The sequence below is a fragment of the Ulvibacterium sp. genome, from assembly GCF_965228935.1.
Lineage (GTDB): Bacteria > Bacteroidota > Bacteroidia > Flavobacteriales > Flavobacteriaceae > Ulvibacterium.
The window spans coordinates 5,819,216-5,837,431 of sequence record NZ_OZ245846.1 but is presented as its reverse complement, the minus strand read 5'-3'; the positions used below and the strand labels follow the sequence as shown (position 1 = coordinate 5,837,431).

Annotated in this window: 16 protein-coding genes; 15 read left to right on the top strand and 1 reads right to left on the bottom strand. The window is 43.4% G+C overall.

All coding sequences use genetic code 11. The features are described 5' to 3' along the window. Positions 1–2 precede the first annotated feature (2 nt). Positions 3–7,151 carry a cell surface protein SprA gene (sprA, locus tag ACO06Y_RS24745; protein ID WP_422081741.1) on the top strand — a complete coding sequence of 2,383 codons (7,149 nt, stop codon included), beginning with the start codon at positions 3–5 and terminating at the stop codon, positions 7,149–7,151. Positions 7,152–7,374: 223 nt separating this feature from the next. Continuing rightward, complete coding sequence (gene gcvH / locus ACO06Y_RS24740; protein WP_422081740.1) at positions 7,375–7,755, top strand: glycine cleavage system protein GcvH; 381 nt, start codon at positions 7,375–7,377, stop codon at positions 7,753–7,755. Here gcvH and ACO06Y_RS24735 read toward each other — a convergent pair. After that, positions 7,741–7,875 carry a hypothetical protein gene (locus ACO06Y_RS24735; RefSeq protein ID WP_422084253.1) on the bottom strand — a complete coding sequence of 45 codons (135 nt, stop codon included), beginning with the start codon at positions 7,873–7,875 and terminating at the stop codon, positions 7,741–7,743. The two genes, gcvH and ACO06Y_RS24735, sit on opposite strands and share 15 nt — an antisense overlap. Between ACO06Y_RS24735 and ACO06Y_RS24730 the strand changes: the two genes are divergently transcribed. From ACO06Y_RS24730 to ACO06Y_RS24670, 13 genes are all read left to right on the top strand, one after another. Then, on the top strand, positions 7,838–8,146 hold the full coding sequence (locus ACO06Y_RS24730; protein WP_422084220.1) for a VanZ family protein: 309 nt from the start codon (positions 7,838–7,840) through the stop codon (positions 8,144–8,146). The two genes, ACO06Y_RS24735 and ACO06Y_RS24730, sit on opposite strands and share 38 nt — an antisense overlap. A gap of 55 nt (positions 8,147–8,201) precedes the next feature. Next, entirely contained in the window at positions 8,202–8,906 is a 705-nt protein-coding gene (locus ACO06Y_RS24725; protein WP_422081739.1) for an energy transducer TonB, read from the top strand. Between the two features lie 148 nt (positions 8,907–9,054). Continuing rightward, on the top strand, positions 9,055–9,957 hold the full coding sequence (gene cyoE / locus ACO06Y_RS24720) for a heme o synthase (protein ID WP_422081738.1): 903 nt from the start codon (positions 9,055–9,057) through the stop codon (positions 9,955–9,957). A 46-nt stretch (positions 9,958–10,003) separates the two neighbouring features. Then, the gene (locus ACO06Y_RS24715; RefSeq protein WP_422081737.1) at positions 10,004–10,585 is read left to right on the top strand and encodes a cytochrome c oxidase subunit 3; all 582 of its coding nucleotides are present in this window, start codon (positions 10,004–10,006) and stop codon (positions 10,583–10,585) included. Between the two features lie 94 nt (positions 10,586–10,679). Next, positions 10,680–11,654 carry a cytochrome c oxidase subunit 3 gene (locus ACO06Y_RS24710; protein WP_422081736.1) on the top strand — a complete coding sequence of 325 codons (975 nt, stop codon included), beginning with the start codon at positions 10,680–10,682 and terminating at the stop codon, positions 11,652–11,654. A gap of 67 nt (positions 11,655–11,721) precedes the next feature. Further along, positions 11,722–12,105: a cytochrome C oxidase subunit IV family protein gene (locus ACO06Y_RS24705; RefSeq protein ID WP_422081735.1), complete on the top strand. Its 384-nt coding sequence runs from the start codon at positions 11,722–11,724 to the stop codon at positions 12,103–12,105. Between the two features lie 71 nt (positions 12,106–12,176). Then, a complete protein-coding gene (locus tag ACO06Y_RS24700; protein WP_422081734.1) occupies positions 12,177–12,809 on the top strand; it encodes a hypothetical protein in 633 nt (210 codons plus the stop codon). Beyond that, entirely contained in the window at positions 12,809–13,519 is a 711-nt protein-coding gene (locus tag ACO06Y_RS24695; protein ID WP_422081733.1) for an SCO family protein, read from the top strand. The genes ACO06Y_RS24700 and ACO06Y_RS24695 overlap by 1 nt, the downstream gene beginning before the upstream one ends. Next, positions 13,520–14,053 carry a DUF420 domain-containing protein gene (locus ACO06Y_RS24690; RefSeq protein ID WP_422081732.1) on the top strand — a complete coding sequence of 178 codons (534 nt, stop codon included), beginning with the start codon at positions 13,520–13,522 and terminating at the stop codon, positions 14,051–14,053. 100 nt (positions 14,054–14,153) lie between these two features. Next, complete coding sequence (locus tag ACO06Y_RS24685; RefSeq protein ID WP_422084219.1) at positions 14,154–14,354, top strand: hypothetical protein; 201 nt, start codon at positions 14,154–14,156, stop codon at positions 14,352–14,354. A gap of 117 nt (positions 14,355–14,471) precedes the next feature. Beyond that, positions 14,472–15,716 (top strand): ABC transporter permease, encoded by a 1,245-nt coding sequence (locus ACO06Y_RS24680; RefSeq protein WP_422081731.1) that lies wholly within the window; start codon positions 14,472–14,474, stop codon positions 15,714–15,716. Positions 15,717–15,779: 63 nt separating this feature from the next. Next, on the top strand, positions 15,780–17,039 hold the full coding sequence (locus ACO06Y_RS24675) for an ABC transporter permease (protein ID WP_422081730.1): 1,260 nt from the start codon (positions 15,780–15,782) through the stop codon (positions 17,037–17,039). A gap of 45 nt (positions 17,040–17,084) precedes the next feature. Beyond that, positions 17,085–18,197 (top strand): efflux RND transporter periplasmic adaptor subunit, encoded by a 1,113-nt coding sequence (locus tag ACO06Y_RS24670; protein ID WP_422081729.1) that lies wholly within the window; start codon positions 17,085–17,087, stop codon positions 18,195–18,197. Positions 18,198–18,216 lie beyond the last annotated feature (19 nt).

The window sequence follows — 18,216 nt, the reverse complement described above, 5'->3', positions numbered from 1 at the left end:
GTTTGAAAAAAGGGGCCAAGCAATTTCTTAAATTTTCATTTAAGCTTACTTTTCTATTCCTCTTGTTTCTGATGATCACGGTACCTGCCGTGGCCCAGGAAACAGAGGGTGAGGAACCTGTTGAGCAACAACAGGACTCGGTGAAGACAGGCCCGGATTTGGGAAAATTAGTAATGCCCAATCCTGAAAGTATAGTCTCCAAATATATTTACGACCCTAAACTGGATAGGTACATTTACAATGAAAGTATCGGGGAGTTTAATATAGGCTATCCTATTATCCTTACTCCGGAACAATACATGGAGTTGGTCAGACAGGAGGGCATCAAGGAATATTTCAAGGAAAAGTCCGATGCCTATTCCGGTAAGAAGGAAGGTAGTGAGGAAGCACGTAGAAATCTGCTTCCCAATTTTTATATCAATAATAACTTTTTTCAGTCCGTTTTTGGGGGAAATACCATTGAAGTTATACCCCAAGGATCCGTGGCCATGGATCTAGGGGTCATCTGGCAGAAAAATGACAATCCCGCCCTCTCACCTCGAAATAGGACCAATCTTTCGTTTGACTTTGACCAACGTATCAGTTTAAGTATGTTGGGTAAAATTGGTGAGCGGTTACAGGTGACTGCAAATTATGATACGGAGGCGACTTTTGATTTTCAGAACATCGTAAAACTGGACTATACGCCAACAGAGGATGACATCATCCAAAAAATAGAAGTTGGAAATGTAAACATGCCTTTAAACAGTTCATTGATTCAAGGAGCGCAAAGCCTTTTCGGGGTAAAGACCCAATTGCAGTTTGGAAAGACCAGGGTTACTGCGGTGTTTTCCGAGCAGCGTTCCCAGAACAATACGGTAGTTGCGCAGGGAGGAGGTACCTTGAACGACTTTTCCATCACCGCTCTGGACTATGATGAGGACAAACACTTTTTCTTGGCCCAATATTTTCGGGATCAATATGATGGCGCTTTGGCCAATTATCCTTTTATCCAAAGTCAAGTCCAGATTACTCGTTTGGAGGTATGGGTAACCAATAGGAGCCAACAAACCTTGAATGTTCGTAACGTTGTCGCCATTCAGGATTTGGGCGAGGCCATCGAGGAACAGACCCGATTAGGGGTTTTGAACGCTGCCCCCGCCGGATTCTTCAATGATCCCAGCAATGTACTTCCCCGAAATGACGCGAATGATTTTGACCCTGAACAGATAGGTACGGGTGCATTGACCGAATCAATTCGGGACATTGCAACCGTGGAAGCTGGATTCAATATTCCCGGATATGTCTCAAACCAGGGGTTTGACTACGCCATCTTGGAGAATGCAAGAAAACTGGAAGCCGGAAGGGACTATGATTTCAATTCACAACTGGGTTATATATCCCTGAACCAACGTTTGAGCAATGATGAGGTGCTAGGCGTAGCATTCCAATATACCTTTAACGGACAAGTCTTTCAAGTAGGGGAATTTGCCAATGGCGGTCTGGATGCCACCACGGTTTCCAGCGGGGCAAACCCCATAATTGAAAACAATACCTTGATACTTAAGTTGCTGAAAAGTAATATCACCAACATTTCAGATCCCATTTGGGATTTGATGATGAAGAACATTTATGCTACCGGTGCATTTCAATTGAGCCAGGAAGATTTTAAAATGAATATCCTGTATTCCGACCCAACGCCCCGGAACTACATAACGCCTGTGGACGATACTACCTGGCCCACTGGTTTGGAAGAGGATATTCTCTTGAAGGTTTTCAATTTGGATCGTTTGAACATTTACAATGACGTGCAGCCGGGGGGTGATGGTTTCTTTGATTTTGTACCTGGAATTACCGTGAATACCCAAGGAGGGCTCATTATCTTTACCAAGGTCGAACCTTTTGGGGAATACTTGTTTGAGGAACTTGGCGGCGGCGTTTATGAAAATGTACAAGGGTATAACCCGAACCAGCAGCAATATGTCTTTCGCGACATGTATGAGCTTACCAAGGCAGCAGCATTACAAGATCCGGAAAAGAACAAGTTTATTCTAAAGGGGCGTTATAAGTCCGAAGGAAGTAGTGGAATTCCCATAGGAGCCTTCAATGTACCTCGGGGATCGGTACGGGTTACCGCCGGGGGCCGGCAATTGCAGGAAGGAATAGATTATACCGTAAACTATCAGGCAGGTACCGTACAAATTTTGGATCCAAGTCTTGAGGCTTCCAACACCCCTATTAATATTTCAGTAGAGAACAACGCCGTATTCGGTCAACAGACCCGCAGGTTTACCGGGATAAATGTAGAGCATCAGTTTAATGAAAACTTTGTGTTGGGGGGCACTTGGTTGAACCTCAATGAAAGACCCCTTACCCAAAAATCGAACTTTGGTGTGGAGCCGGTCAACAACACCATCTTTGGCCTCAATGGAAACTTTTCAACGGAGGTTCCCTTTCTAACCCGTATGGTCAACAAATTGCCGAACATAGATACGGACGTTCCTTCTAATGTTTCTGTCCGTGCGGAAGTGGCCTGGTTAAGACCCAATTCCCCAAAAAATGCTGATTTTCAAGGGGAGACCACCACGTATCTGGATGATTTTGAAGGAGCACAGGCCTTGATAGATATCCGCGGATCGTTGGGGTGGACTTTGGCAAGTACCCCATTGGAGTTTGTCCCGGGAGGACAATTGTTGGGAAGTTCCCCAGAAGACCCGGATAACCTGTTGAACGGATATGGCAGGGCAAAAATGGCATGGTACACCATAGACCCCATTTTTTATACCAATCAAAGACCATCCGGTGTTTCGGATAGTGATGTTTCCACAAACCCGACACGTAGGATATTCGTGGATGAGGTTTTCCCTCAAGTGGATATCGCCCAAGGTCAGACCACTGTTCAGAATACACTGGATTTGGCCTATTACCCTAACCAAAAGGGACCTTACAATAACAATCCCAATTTTGATACGGAAACGCCAAACAACAAATGGGCCGGGATTATGCGTTCCTTGAGCAGTACCAACTTTGAACAGTCCAACGTGGAATTCGTCCAGTTTTGGGTACTGGATCCCTATGTGGATGGTACAAGTACTAGTCCTGGGGAATTGGTCCTAAATTTGGGGAATATCTCGGAAGACATCCTAAGGGACGGTAAAAAGCAATATGAAAATGGTCTGCCGGGAGTAGAGAGCAATGATTTGGTAGCCCCAACATCCTGGGGAGAGGTTCCGGCCACACAATCGTTGGTCTATGCCTTTGATGCCAGTGAGACCAACCGTAGCCTACAGGATATTGGTTTTGATGGCTTGGACGATGCCGGGGAAGCATCGGTTTATACCAATAATACAGGGAATGATCCTGCTTTGGACAATTATCAATATTACCTGAACCGGGAAGGTGGTATTTTGGAGCGTTATATCGATTTTAATAACCCGGATGGAAACTCTCCGGTTGAGGTGACCAATACCAATAGGGGTTCCACCACACTTCCCGATGTGGAGGACATAGACCGGGATTTGACCATGAATACGGTCAACAGCTATTATGAATATCGAATTCCTATTAGACCCAACACCACCATAGACGATCTATACGTAACCGATATCAAGGAAGGGGTTACCCCGGAATTACCGGACGGATCCCAACTGAACCGAAGATGGATACAGTATAAGATTCCCTTGAGCGATTTCACGGAAGCGGTTGGAGGTATAACGGATTTCAGATCCGTAAGCTTTATGCGGATGTACCTGACCAATTTTAGCAGCGACGTTGTGCTTCGTTTTGCCACGTTGGATCTGGTACGTGGCGATTGGCGGACGTATCTAAAAAATCTTCAGGATGAGAATGTGGACACGGATCCCACCGATGATGGTACCGTTGTAGATGTGAACACGGTGAATATCGAGGAGAACAATTCCAGAATCCCGATACCCTATGTACTTCCCCCAGGAGTGGTACGGGAGCAATTGAACAATAATAATACGATTATTAGGCAAAATGAGCAGTCCCTTTCCATAGTTGTGGAGAACCTGGAATCCGAGGACTCCCGAGGAGTCTTTAAAAATTTGAACATTGACCTGCGCCAATATGAAAGGATAAAAATGTTTATGCACGCGGAGAAGATTGCGGACAGTGATTACTCGGATGACGATATACCGCTGGTAGGATTTTTTCGGATCGGGACGGATTTCACCCAAAATTTTTACCAGATAGAACTTCCCTTGCGATTCACTCCCTTTACGGCCACTTCGGCAAGTGAAATTTGGCCCGAAGAAAATGAAATGGATATTGCGCTAAGTGATTTGAACAAGGTAAAATCCTTATGGATCAATAGTGGCGATTTGAGCGAGGTCCGTTTTTTTGAAGTGGAAAACGGTGAGGTAATACCCGTGGAGGAATTTGCCCCTAGGACTCCGGGTAGGTTACGTATCGGAATCAAGGGTAATCCCTCTCTGGGGAGTATACGGAGTATGATGGTCGGTATAAAGAATACCGATGATTTACCGGCCCGCGGCGAAGTGTGGTTCAATGAATTGCGTTTGGCCGGATTGGACAATAACGGAGGTTGGGCGGCCGTGGCTGCGGTGGATGCCAACCTGGCCGATTTTGCCAATGTATCCGCAACAGGTAGTCGAAGCACCTCCGGTTTTGGGGCCATAGATCAGATGCCCAACGAACGGGCCCGGGAAGATGCCATTTCCTATGATTTGGTCACCAATGTGAACCTAGGTCAATTACTTCCCAAAAAATGGGGGATACAGCTTCCTTTCAATTATGGTATTTCCGAGCAGTTGATTACTCCTGAGTTTGATCCGGTGTATGATGATCTGAAATTGGATGATTTGATCGATACTGCACCTACCGCCGAAGCAGCGGAAGAAATTAGGGAACAAGCGGAGGATTATACCAAAAGGACCAGTATTAACTTCATCGGTGTACGTAAAGATCGGGGAGAGGAGGCGGATGCCAATTTCTATGATATTGAAAATTTTACGTTCAACTATTCCTATAACGAGACGAACCATCGGGACTTTGAAATAGCCAATTTGCAAGATCAAAATGTAGTGACCGGATTTGTGTACAATCACGCCTTTGAGCCCGTTGAGGTGGCGCCCTTTGCCAAGAAGGATTCGCTCTTTACCGGTAAGTATTGGCAATGGCTCAAAGACCTTAACCTAAACCTTTTGCCTGCTACCGTTTCCGTAAATTCCAATATAAACCGACAGTTCAATCGGCAGCGCTTTAGGGATGTACGTGAGGAAGGTGTGGAACGTTTGGAATTACCGGAACTGCAACAACGAAATTATCAGTTTAATTGGCAGTATGCGATAAACTATAATCTTACCAAGTCCTTACGATTGAATTTTACCGGAAGCAATAACAATATTGTACGTAATTTTCTGGAGGATGAGGACAATCCAAATTCCGAAATAGACCAGACCTTGGGACTTTGGGACGGATTTTGGGATTTGGGGGAACCCAACAGGCATTCGCAGCAAATGCAAGTAAACTATGAACTGCCGTTCAATAAGATTCCCGCTTTGGATTTTATCAATGCCCAGTATACCTATACCAGTAATTTTGACTGGCAAAGGGGCGGGGATGCACTTCGCGAGGTAGCCGGGGAGGATATCAATACGGTGCAGAACGCCAATACGCATAACCTAACGGCAAACCTTACCATGCAGAAGTTCTATGATATGATCGGACTTAAAAAGCGGGATGGCAAGGTAGCCGTAAATCGGGCTCCGATCCGTAGGGACAAGGCTGGAAATACGGCTGCCGGGGAAGAAGCACAGAAACCAAAGACCAGCGCACTTTTCAATACAGTTGTGGATATTTTGACCATGGTGAAGCGATTGAACGTCAATTATAACGAGACCAATGGTAAGGTGCTTCCCGGATATACCCAGAGCATCGGTTTTATTGGATCCCTGAGACCATCTTTCGGTTTTGTTTTTGGGAGTCAGGCCGATGTGCGTTTTGACGCCGCCCGTAATGGATGGCTGACACAGTTTGGTGGATTCAATGAACAATATCTGGAGCGTACCAACAAACAGTTGAACATTACGGCCACGGCCCAGGTTACCCCGGATTTGACCATAGACCTCTCAGCGGACAGGCAACTTTCCAGTAGTTATCAGGAGAATTTTGAGGTAATTCCGGATATTGAAAATGGTGGTCTTCAATATAATCAGTTACTCGGCAATCAATTTGGGAATTTCAGTATCTCCACCATGATGATCGGTACGGCCTTTAGTAAAAGTGACGAGTTTACCTCCGAGACCTTCGAAAAATTTAAGGAGAATAGATTAATTATTGCCAACAGGTTGGTAACGGATAGAGGGCAGGCCATTGGAGAGTTGGACGAGGACGGTTTTCCACAATTGTATGGCAAGACCAATCAAGAAGTGCTTTTGCCAGCGTTTTTTGCTGCCTATACCGGTCAGGACGTAAATAGGGTGAACCTGGATGCTTTTCGGGATATTCCTATTCCCAACTGGAATATAAAGTATACAGGGTTGATGCGAAATAAGTGGTTCAAGAAAAAGTTCAAGCGATTTTCATTGACCCATGGGTATCGGGCGGCCTATAGTATCAATTCGTTCCAGACCAATTTGGAAAAGGAAAATGGCAGTATCGATTCCGAAACCGGGGATTTGTTGCCCGATCTTATTTTGAACAATGTGGTACTTACCGATCAGTTCAATCCATTGATGCGGGTCGATTTTGAAATGAGAAATTCCGTTAGTGTTCTTGCAGAGGTACGGACCGATAGGGCGCTTTCCCTTAGTTTTGACAATAATCTTATGACCGAGGTGAATGGGAAGGAATATACATTGGGGCTGGGATATCGCTTTAAGGATGTACAATTTGTGACCAATATCGGAGGCAACAAAACGAGGCTCAAGGGAGACTTGAATCTAAAGGCGGACGTTACGTTACGTGACAATATTACTATCATCCGAAATTTGGATATCGATAATAATCAGATTACATCTGGCCAAAATCTATTGTCCATTAAGTTTACGGCAGACTATGCGCTGAACAAGAATTTGAATGCCCTGTTCTTCTATGATCATTCGTTCTCCCAATTTGCGGTATCCACGGCCTTCCCGCAGACGACCATAAATGCAGGATTCACCTTGCGTTACAATTTTGGAAATTAAATACTATAATAGGACAGGCACTTGTTTTGAATGGTATGTGATTCACACACTATTTGATGTTAGGGGCAATGCGTCTTGGTATTTTGTTTGAAGGGGGATTTCGAAAAGACACGTCAAATACTTGCCGAAAATCGAACCCAAGCTCAGGGCGTGAACTTGAATTTATTCTTGAAAACCTATTCGGAATCCGTTACATTTGCCTACGGATAAAAACAAGAAAAAAATGAACATACCATCCGAGTTAAAATATACGAAAGATCACGAATGGATACGGATAGAGGGCGATGTAGCCATCGTAGGCATCACGGATTTTGCACAAGGAGAGTTGGGGGACATCGTTTATGTTGAGGTGGAGACCTTGGATGAAACCTTGGAAAGGGAAGAGGTTTTTGGCACAGTAGAGGCCGTAAAGACGGTATCCGATCTATTTCAGCCTTTGAGTGGGGAAATTATTGCTTTCAATGAATCCTTGGAAGATGAGCCCGAAAAAGTGAATTCCGATCCCTACGGAGAAGGTTGGATGATAAAGATAAGGATAAGTGAACCTGCCGAAATTGAGGATTTGCTCAGTGACGGGGATTATAAAGAATTAATAGGTGCCTAAAAACCCGATTTTTACAATTTCCTTTATAAGCTGGATGATGTTCGTTACATTTTCCAGCTTATATTCTTTTGAAGATACCCATGTGCCGAACATCCAAATCCCCCATTTGGATAAGATCATACACTTTACGTTTTATTTTGTAGCTGCCATTTTGGGTCTGTTCTCTTTTCGTAAAAGAATAAAAAGTGGTACATCTTTATTGAAAATTATTACGGGCCTATTTCTGTGCCTGGTCGTTTTTGGTATTATTATTGAGGTGATTCAGCAGAGATATACGATGACCCGGGCAGGGGACGTTTTTGACGCATTGGCCAATACAATCGGTGCCTTGATCGGAGGGTTAACGGCAAAAATGATTTTTTCCTCTAAAAAGCGGTTAAATTGGAAATAGTATTTGCTTTTTACGCATTATTTTAATTAAATTAGCGAACATTAAAGATATAGTTATGGAACTAAAAAAGAACCCAAAAGCGGATATTGGCAGGAACAGTGGGCTTTATTTTGTAATAGGATTGGCCTTGGTAATGGCCTTGGTCTACGGTGCCTTGGAGTGGAAAACCTATGACAAGGTAAACGACTACGATATTTCGATGAACGTAGATGATGATTTGGACGAGGAAGTTCCCATGACGGAACAGATCAAGACGCCACCACCACCGCCACCACCAGCGGCTCCGGAAGTTATTGAAGTGGTAGAGGACGAGGAAGAAGTTGAGGAAACCGTTATAGAATCTACGGAAACCAGCCAGGAAGAGGAAATCATCGAAGTAGAGGATGTGGCCGTAGAAGAAGTTGAGGAAGATGTGGACGTGCCTTTTGCCGTTATTGAGGACGTGCCTGTTTTTCCAGGTTGCGAAAGCGCAGGTGATAAAAGGGCCTGTTTCAACAAAATGATGCAGAAACATATCAGTAAAAACTTCCGTTACCCTGAAATAGCCCAAGAAATGGGGGTTCAAGGAAGAGTAAACGTAATGTTCGTTATTCAAAAGGATGGTAGTATCGGTAATGTTAGGATGCGGGGCCCGGACAAAAACTTGGAAAAAGAAGCGGCCCGTATCATCGGTAAGTTACCTAAAATGACTCCGGGAAAACAACGGGGAAGAGCGGTTAGGGTTCCTTTCAGTATTCCTATCACATTTAAGCTGCAATAGACACGAATTTAAAGTATATATGTGCAAAACCCTGATATCAAATCAGGGTTTTTCTTTTTGGGTTTAGTCCTTTCGTCCAATAAACTACCTTATTCGTTGCAGGAAATGGTGTTTGGGGCTATCTTTGGCAACCTATTTAAATTTGAGAATGAAGACTGCCATCGGAACGGTAAAAAGCACCTCTTGGACCTTGTTTTTTGCTGATTTTAAAGAAATCACCAAAGTTAGACTTGCCATAAGCGTAGTCTTTTCCTCCTTGGCAGGTTACCTTTTAGGTGCCGATCAAATAAATGCTATTTCCTTAATACTACTTGCCTTTGGCGGTTATTGTATGGTAGGAGCATCAAACGTGTACAATCAAATCATAGAAAAGGACTTGGATGCCTTGATGAACCGGACCCGGAATAGGCCTATTCCCTCCGGCCGAATGTCGGTCAACAGGGCATTGTTCATTGCAGTTTCCCTTACGTTATTAGGAGTGGTTACCCTGTACATTCTAAATCCAAAAACAGCAATGTTCGGTGCGATATCCATTTTTTTATACACCAGCATATATACCCCGTTAAAGACAAAGACACCCTTGTGTGTATTTGTTGGGGCGTTTCCAGGGGCCATACCCTTTATGTTGGGATGGGTGGCGGCCACCAATGATTTTGGAATAGAGCCGGGAACACTCTTTATGATTCAATTTTTTTGGCAATTTCCCCATTTTTGGTCTCTAGGGTGGATGCTGGACGAAGACTATAAAAAAGGAGGATTTAAAATGCTGCCTACGGGAAAGAAGGATGGTGGTACGGCCCTGCAGATTATCATGTATACCATATGGATGATGGTTATTTCAGTTATCCCGGCCTTTGGGATTACGGGGAGGTTGCACCTTTCGATTCCGGCGGCAGTCCTCATTTTTCTCATGGGGTTGGTAATGCTGTTTTTCGCCTTTAAGCTTTATGAAAAAAGGGATAATGCCTCGGCCCGGAAATTAATGTTGGCCAGTGTGAGTTATATCACGCTAATGCAAATGGTATACGTAATCGACAAATTCATAGCATAAGGCTTCCTCCCAGCGTCAAACTAATAGATTGATAGTATAAACTTTGATGGATTTAACGGAGTCTACACAGAAAGAGAAAAATGCACGGGCCAAAAAAATGATGCTTTGGTTCGGTATTGTGAGCCTGTTGATGGCTTTTGCAGGATGGACCAGTGCCTACATTGTAAGCAGTAGTCGGGAAGATTGGTTGCAGGATTTGGAACTCCCCCCCGCCTTCTATTTGAGCACAGCGATACTCATTATTAGCAGCCTTACCTACATCCTGGCAAAAAGGGCTATAAAATTGGGGAACCCCAAACAATGTACCTCTTGGTTGGTTGCCACTTTGGGTTTGGGCGTTCTTTTTATCGTATTGCAATTCAACGGGTTTTCCCAAATGATAGCCCAAGGCTATTATTTTACCGGACCTACCAGTAGCATTAAGATGTCCTATATTTTTCTTATTGCCGCGGTTCATGTTGTCCATGTAATGGCCGGAATCATATCCTTACTTGTCGTTTTGTTCAACCAATTTAAGGGAAGGTATACCGCCGATGAGTTTTTGGGACTTTCCTTGGGGGCTACATTTTGGCATTTTCTGGATTTGTTATGGATATATCTGGTATTGTTCATGACTTTTGTAAAGTAATCAAAAAATATGCGGGCTTTTCGTTGAAATCCGCTTTCGTTTAAAAGAAGAAAACTATAAATTTGTGCCAATTCTAATCAGACTTTAAGATTTTATGGATTCTACGGTTACTACGGCTTCGGAAGAAAATGTTTGGGGAGGGGGCAACAGGCCCCTCAATGCCAGTTATGGCAAATTGATGATGTGGTTCTTCCTCGTTTCCGATGCCTTGACCTTTTCAGGTTTTTTGGCCTCTTACGGGTTTTCAAGATTTAAGTTCATAGAAACATGGCCTATTGCGGATGAGGTTTTTACACACGTTCCCTTCTTCCATGGGAACTATCCTATGTACTACGTGGCCTTTATGACCTTTATATTGATTATGTCCTCGGTAACTATGGTACTTGCCGTTGATGCCGGTCATCGAATGAAGCAAAATTCCGTAATCTGGTATTTGTTCCTTACCATAATAGGAGGTGCCATATTTGTGGGCTCCCAGGCATGGGAGTGGGCTACTTTCATTAAAGGCGATTTTGGTGCCCTCGAAACCAAGGGTGGAAGGATTTTGCAATTTGTAAACGCCGATACCGGGGAAAGGGCGGCATTGGCGGATTTTGCCAAGACCATCCCGGATGAGCGCCTAGAGCATGAAAGGGAAAATGGCGTTTGGTTCTACAATGAAGGCTATATGCCCAGTTTTAATGTAAATGAGGTTATCGAAGGGTTTAAGGCCAGCCCCAATATTTTGGTGAGAACGGAGACTATAAACGAGGAAGGTGAAAAGGTAGTGCTGGATAGGCAACAATCATTAATGAAACTTAATGATGCGACCCAAGTGGTGGAAGGAGCAAATCTTATCCACAACGAATACGGTAGCCGATTGTTTGCGGACTTCTTTTTCTTTATAACCGGCTTCCATGGCTTCCACGTCTTCTCCGGGGTAGTGATCAATATTATCATATTCTTTAATGTAATATTAGGTACCTATGAGCGACGTGGACATTATGAAATGGTAGAGAAAGTGGGTCTATATTGGCACTTTGTAGATTTGGTCTGGGTATTTGTATTTACTTTTTTCTATTTGGTATAATCGTCTTTGGATTTTCCCTACATACAAAGGGAAGTTCTACTATGTCGAAAACAAGACAAATTAAAACATGGCACACGAACATAAGCTTGAAATTTTTAGGGGACTTCTAAAGTTCAAATCCAACACCCAAAAAATATGGGGTGTTTTGGCCTTTTTAACCGTTGTTACGGCGGTGGAAGTGGGATTGGGGATTACCAAACCTGCGGCATTGACGGACAATTACTTTCTGGGAATGAAGCTCCTGAACTGGATATTCATTATCCTCACCTTGGTAAAGGCCTATTATATTGCTTGGGATTTCATGCACCTTCGTGACGAGAAAAGTGCATTGCGGAGGGCCATAGTCTGGACGCCTATTTTTTTGGTGGCCTATTTGATTTTTATTCTTTTATTTGAAGCGGACTACATTTACAATGTGTTTAAGGATGGCTATGTGAAATGGAATTTCTAACGTAGAATTAACAACTTTGAAAGACGGTTTACATACCGTCTTTTTTTATTTTTGTATACGTCCGAGGAGCTATGAAAAAGACATTTGTACTCACCGTTTTGTTTGTATTGCCTATAGTAGTATATCTGTTTTTTGCCTCTGGCGTAACCAATTTTGGGAAACTGCCCACATTAACCGAAAACATATCCGATTTACCACCTGCCTATAACGATGTTTCCTTAAAAGGAAAGATTACCATTTTAGGTTTTTTGGGAAGGGATATTGAGCTCAAAAAAGGGAATGCCTTCAATCTCAATCAAAAAATATACAAACGATTTTACGAGTTTAAGGATTTCCAGTTCCTAATGGTCATGCCCAAGGGTACGGAAGAAAAGGTTTCGGAGTTAAAAAAGGAATTAGGTGGTTTGTCGGATATAGGGAAATGGAATTTTGTCCATGTTGAGGAGAATGAAATACAGAATTTTTTCAAAGGCTTGCAGACCAATTTGTCCTTGGATGAAAATTTGTCTACCCCTTATGTCTTTATAATAGATAAGGACGGCAATTTACGGGGTAGGACAAACGATGATGATGAGGGCCTAAAATATGGTTTTGATGCCACTTCAGTGGCCGATTTGAACAACAAGATGGAAGATGATGTAAAAATAATCTTGGCTGAATATCGTATGGCCCTAAAGAAAAACAATTCCAACAGGGACAAATAATGCGTAAGAAGTACACCTATATCTGGGTATCCTTTGTAATCCTGATTTTTGGGATAATCTTTGTCCCCAAGATAGTGGATCGGGTACAGAGTGGGGAAATCGTTCAAAGCGACAGAATGAGTAGATTGGCCTTTATTGAGGTCAATGGCCACAAAAGGAAGGTGCCCTCGTTTTCTTTCATCAATCAGGACAGCCTTTTGATTACGGACAAGGATTATCTGGGCAAAGTGTACGTGGCTGAATTCTTTTTTACCACCTGCCCGACCATCTGTCCGATAATGACCAAAAATTTGGTGGAACTCCAGAATACGTTTAAGGATTCCGAGGATTTTGGCGTTGTTTCCTTTACCATCAATCCGCGTTATGACACCCCTCGGATTTTAAAGGAATACGCGGAGAAAAATAACATTACGGACATCGATTGGCATTTATTGACCGGTAACAGGGACTCGATTTACAGTTTGGCCCAAAACGGATTCTATATGGTGGCCAATGAAGACGAGGAAGCCCCGGGCGGTTTTGAACACTCTGGTATGTTTGCCCTCATTGACAAAAATGGATATTTCCGCTCCCGAAGGGATGCCGCAAACAACCCGATAATCTATTACAGGGGCACCGTAACCGAGATACAGGAAGAGAACAGTGCGGGTGAAAAAGAACAGATAAGTATACTAAAAGAGGATATTAAAGAATTGTTGAAGGAAGAATAAATGGAGACCATGGAGCTTAGGGAGAAAAGATTTAATAGGGTGATCACAGCAGTGTCCATTTTGGTACCTGTTGTGGTCGCTATTTTGTTTCGTGTAAAATTGCCCAATGTGGAGCCGTTGACCTTTTTGCCCCCCATCTATGCCACTATTAACGGTGTAACGGCACTTTTGCTGATTTTGGCGGTGTGGGCCATTAAGCAAGGAAAGCGAAAGTTGCACCAAAATGTAATGAACGTCTGCATTGTGCTATCCGTTATGTTTTTGTTGATGTACATCGCATATCATATGACCTCGGAATCCACACCCTTCGGAGGAGAAGGAAACATCAAGTATGTGTACTATTTTATTTTGATTACACATATTATATTGTCCATTTTAATAATCCCGTTGGTACTGAAGACCTATGCCAGGGCATACCTTGGTAAATTCGAGGCACATCGGAAATTGGCCAAGATTACCTTTCCGATATGGTTATATGTAGCGGTTACCGGAGTCGTCGTTTATATCATGATTTCACCTTACTATGCACACTAATAGGAAAAAGTCGATCTTTGTCAATTTTGTCTTCTACACGGTAGATACAGTGAAAGGACAAGTATGTGATATTTCGAGGTTGACTTACAATCGTAAGGGGTTGATCTTGTTTTTGGGGTGCCTTCTTGTTTTTTCGTCGTCCGCCGAGGCCCAATGCGCTATGTGCAGGGCTGTTCTGGAAAGTGAAGGCAATAGAAGTACGGCCGAAGGGATAAACAATGGTATAGTATATCTAATGGCCATACCCTATGTACTTGTAGGAGTCCTATTTTACTTTGTGTACAGGAAAATGAAGGGGTAGGCCTCGTTATCTAGTTTTAACATATTTTTAAGAACCGAACTGTAACAAAGGCATGTTCCGGAAGTCTTATTAAAGTGCAGTATTGCGGATTGCACGCGTCAATCAAAAACCGACCGAATGTTTGATATCGAAAGATGGCAGGAAATTTTTGATACCATTCGCAAAAACAAATTGCGAACGTTCCTTACTGGACTTTCCGTTGCTTCCGGCATATTTATCTTGGTAATCTTACTGGGGTTTGGACAAGGCATGCAAAATGGTGTTGCCCATGAATTTCAGCAGGATGCGGCTACGAGTGTTTGGGTATGGCCCGGGGTTACCGCCAAGGAATACAAAGGACTCAACCCAGGTAGGAGAATACAATTTCGCAATGAGAATTATGAGAATAGCGTATCCCTTTTCAGTGATGATATAGAGTATAAATCGCCCCGTATATTTGTTCAGGATATCTCGGTGAACTACAAGGAAGAAGTCTTGGTCTATAGTGTCCAGGGAGTCTCCTATCAGTTTCAACAAATCGATAATGCCAAGATGTCGGAGGGCCGCTTTGTCAATTACAGCGATGAAATAGGTACGGCAAAGGTGGCCGTTCTAGGCAATAAGATCAAGAAGGATGTTTTCAAAAATGTGGATAACCCTTTAGGGGAGTATTTGAACATATCCGGTATTCCCTTTAAGATTATCGGTTTTTTTGGAGAGCAGGAAGAACGCGAGGAAGAAGTCATCTATATTCCAATTACTACCGCCCAAAGAGTTTTTAATGGATCGGATAGGGTAAGCAATTTGGCCTATACCGTCCCGCCCATGGAAAACTTTGACGAGGCCGCTGCCCGGGCCGTGAAGTTCAAAAACGATTTGAAGTCCTACTTGCAACAGGCACATACCGTTGCTCCGGACGATACTAGCGCCATCCATGTATGGAGTGCCCTGGAGGAGGCAAAACGTTATTACGGACTTACAGGGAATATCAAGTTCTTTTTTTGGTTTGTTGGAGTTTGTACCATTATTGCCGGTGTGGTCGGGGTAAGCAATATTATGCTTATCGTGGTCAAGGAGCGGACAAGGGAAATAGGAATACGAAAGGCCCTTGGAGCCAAACCTTGGTCCATAGTGGGTATGATTCTTCATGAATCCATTTTTGTTACGGCCATCTCCGGCTTTGCCGGTCTAATTTTTAGCATGGGGCTCTTGGAACTTGTAGGCCCCCATATAGAAGTAGATTACATTATGAACCCATCCGTAAATTTTAATGTGGCGTTGGCCACTGTCTTTGTACTGATTTTTGCAGGTACCCTTGCAGGTTTTTTTCCGGCTTGGCGCGCGGCAAAGGTACATGTGGTAGAGGCTTTGAAGGACGAATAAACTACCATAAAGCGCAAAACTTGGGTTTTGGAATTTGAGTTTTGGAATTTTACAGAGTGAACCATGTTTAACAGGGATCGTTGGAAAGAAATTTTGGAGGTACTCACCAGTAATTGGTTCAGGACCGTACTCACCGCTTTTGGTGTATTCTGGGGTATCTTGATCCTCATTATCCTTTTGGCGGCGGGCAAAGGTCTAGAGAATGGAATAAAGGCGGATTTTGGGGATATCGCTACAAATACCATGTTCATGTGGACCCGCAGTACCACTAAATCGTATCAAGGTCTTCCAAAAGGGAGAAGTTTCGAATTTAAGATTGAGGACGTACAAACGCTCAAGGACAATATCCCCCATCTCAGGTTTATTTCGCCAAGGAATCGATTAAGCGGTTTTAGGGGGGGGAGTAATGTGATAAGAGGACTTAAGACCGGAGCATACAATGTATATGGGGACTATCCGGAAATTATAAATCAGGATCCCATGACCGTTACATCAGGTCGGTTTCTAAACCAGAATGATATCCGGGAGAAACGGAAAATAGCCATAATTGGAAATGGGGTAAAGAATGACTTGTACGAAAAGGATGAAGAGGTGCTCGGAACCTATATTAAAATCCAAGGTGTAAATTTTATGGTAGTGGGTACCTACAAAAAAAATAGCAATGATGGAGACGGCGAAGAAGGCCAAAAGGAGATATTTGTCCCTTTTACCACTTTTTCACAAGCCTTTAACCGAGGTAATGATGTAGGGTGGATGGCCATAACCGCGCATGATGGTCACTCCATTTCCAATTTGAAGGAAAGTATTATAAGCACGGTAAAGGAGAAGCGTAAAGTACATCCGGAGGATGATAGGGCCATTGGCTATTTTGATCTCTATGAGCAATACAATAGGGTAGAGAGCCTTTTTGGGGCCATGGGATTCATCGCTTATTTTGTCGGAATCTTGGTATTGCTCTCCGGTATTATCGGAGTAAGTAACATAATGTTGATCGTGGTCAAGGAACGGACCAAGGAAATTGGTATACGCAGGGCCTTGGGTGAGGATCCATGGTCCATTAAAAAACAAATATTGATGGAGTCCATTTTTCTTACCTTGATTTCCGGGATGGCGGGAATTAGCTTTGGGGCATTGTTCATTTATGGGGTCAATGCACTGCTGGATGCCAATGGGCCCGTAGATATGTTCCTTAATCCCAGCGTAAGCCTTGGCGTGGTGGTAGGCGCCATGGTCATATTGATCATATCCGGTCTCTTGGCTGGCTTTATCCCGGCCCAGAGTGCCATTAAGGTAAGACCTATAGACGCATTGAGAACGGAATAAAAATAGAAACATCAATCAAATCATAAAACCAAAACGAGACAGGAAATGAAAAAATCGGTTACCATAATCATCTTATTGCTCATAGCCATCACATTTGGGGGATCCATGTATTATTTATATCAAAAAAACGCTGAGGATCCCATTGTCTATGAAACTGCGGAGCCTTCCAAACAGAATATCATTAAGAAGGCCGTTGCAACGGGAAGCATTCTTCCCTTGGAGGAAGTATTGATAAAACCGAATATTTCCGGGGTTATCGAAGAGATTTTTGTGGAAGGGGGAGATTATGTGAAGTCCGGAGATCTCTTGGCACGCATTAAGGTAGTTCCTAACTTAAACGCCCTGAACAACGCAAGAAATGCAATTGACGCGGCCAAAATTGCCTTGGATGACCAAATTCGAAATCTTACACGTCAAAAGAGTCTTTTTGATAAGGGGGTAATCTCCAAAGTGGATCTGGAGCGGGCGGAGGTTGCCCACGACCAGGCCAAACAGTCCTATGCTGCGGCCAATAAGGATTACGATATCATTAAGACCGGTACTTCAAGGGGGTATGGCAATGTGGCGAATACCCAAATTCGATCTACGGTAAGTGGTATGGTCCTAGAGGTTCCTGTGGAAGTGGGAAACCAGGTCATAGAGAGTAACAATTTTAATGAGGGTACCACCATAGCCGCCGTGGCGGATGTGGAAAAAATGATTTTTGAGGGAAAGGTGGATGAGTCGGAAGTCGGTAAGATCAAAGAGGACCTTCCTTTGGAAATTACCGTTGGGGCCATTGAAAATACCGTTTTTGATGCCGTGTTGGATTACATCGCACCAAAGGGTAATGAGGAGAATGGTGCTATTCAGTTTGAGATCAAGGGTACGTTGAAAAAACAGGATACCATATTCATAAGGGCTGGATTGAGCGCCAACGCTTCTATAATCTTAGGCCGTGCAGATAGCGTGTTGGCCATTAAGGAAGCTTTGGTACAGTTTGACGATAAGACCAAAAAGCCTTTCGTTGAGATAGAAAATGGAGACCAAAAATTTGAACGTAAGGATATTGAACTCGGAATTAGTGATGGAATCTTTGTTGAGGTCAAGTCCGGTATCGCTGAAAATGATAAGATCAAGGTTTGGAACAAAGTGGAGCCGGACGAGGGCGTAAACTAGTTTTTTAACATAATATTTG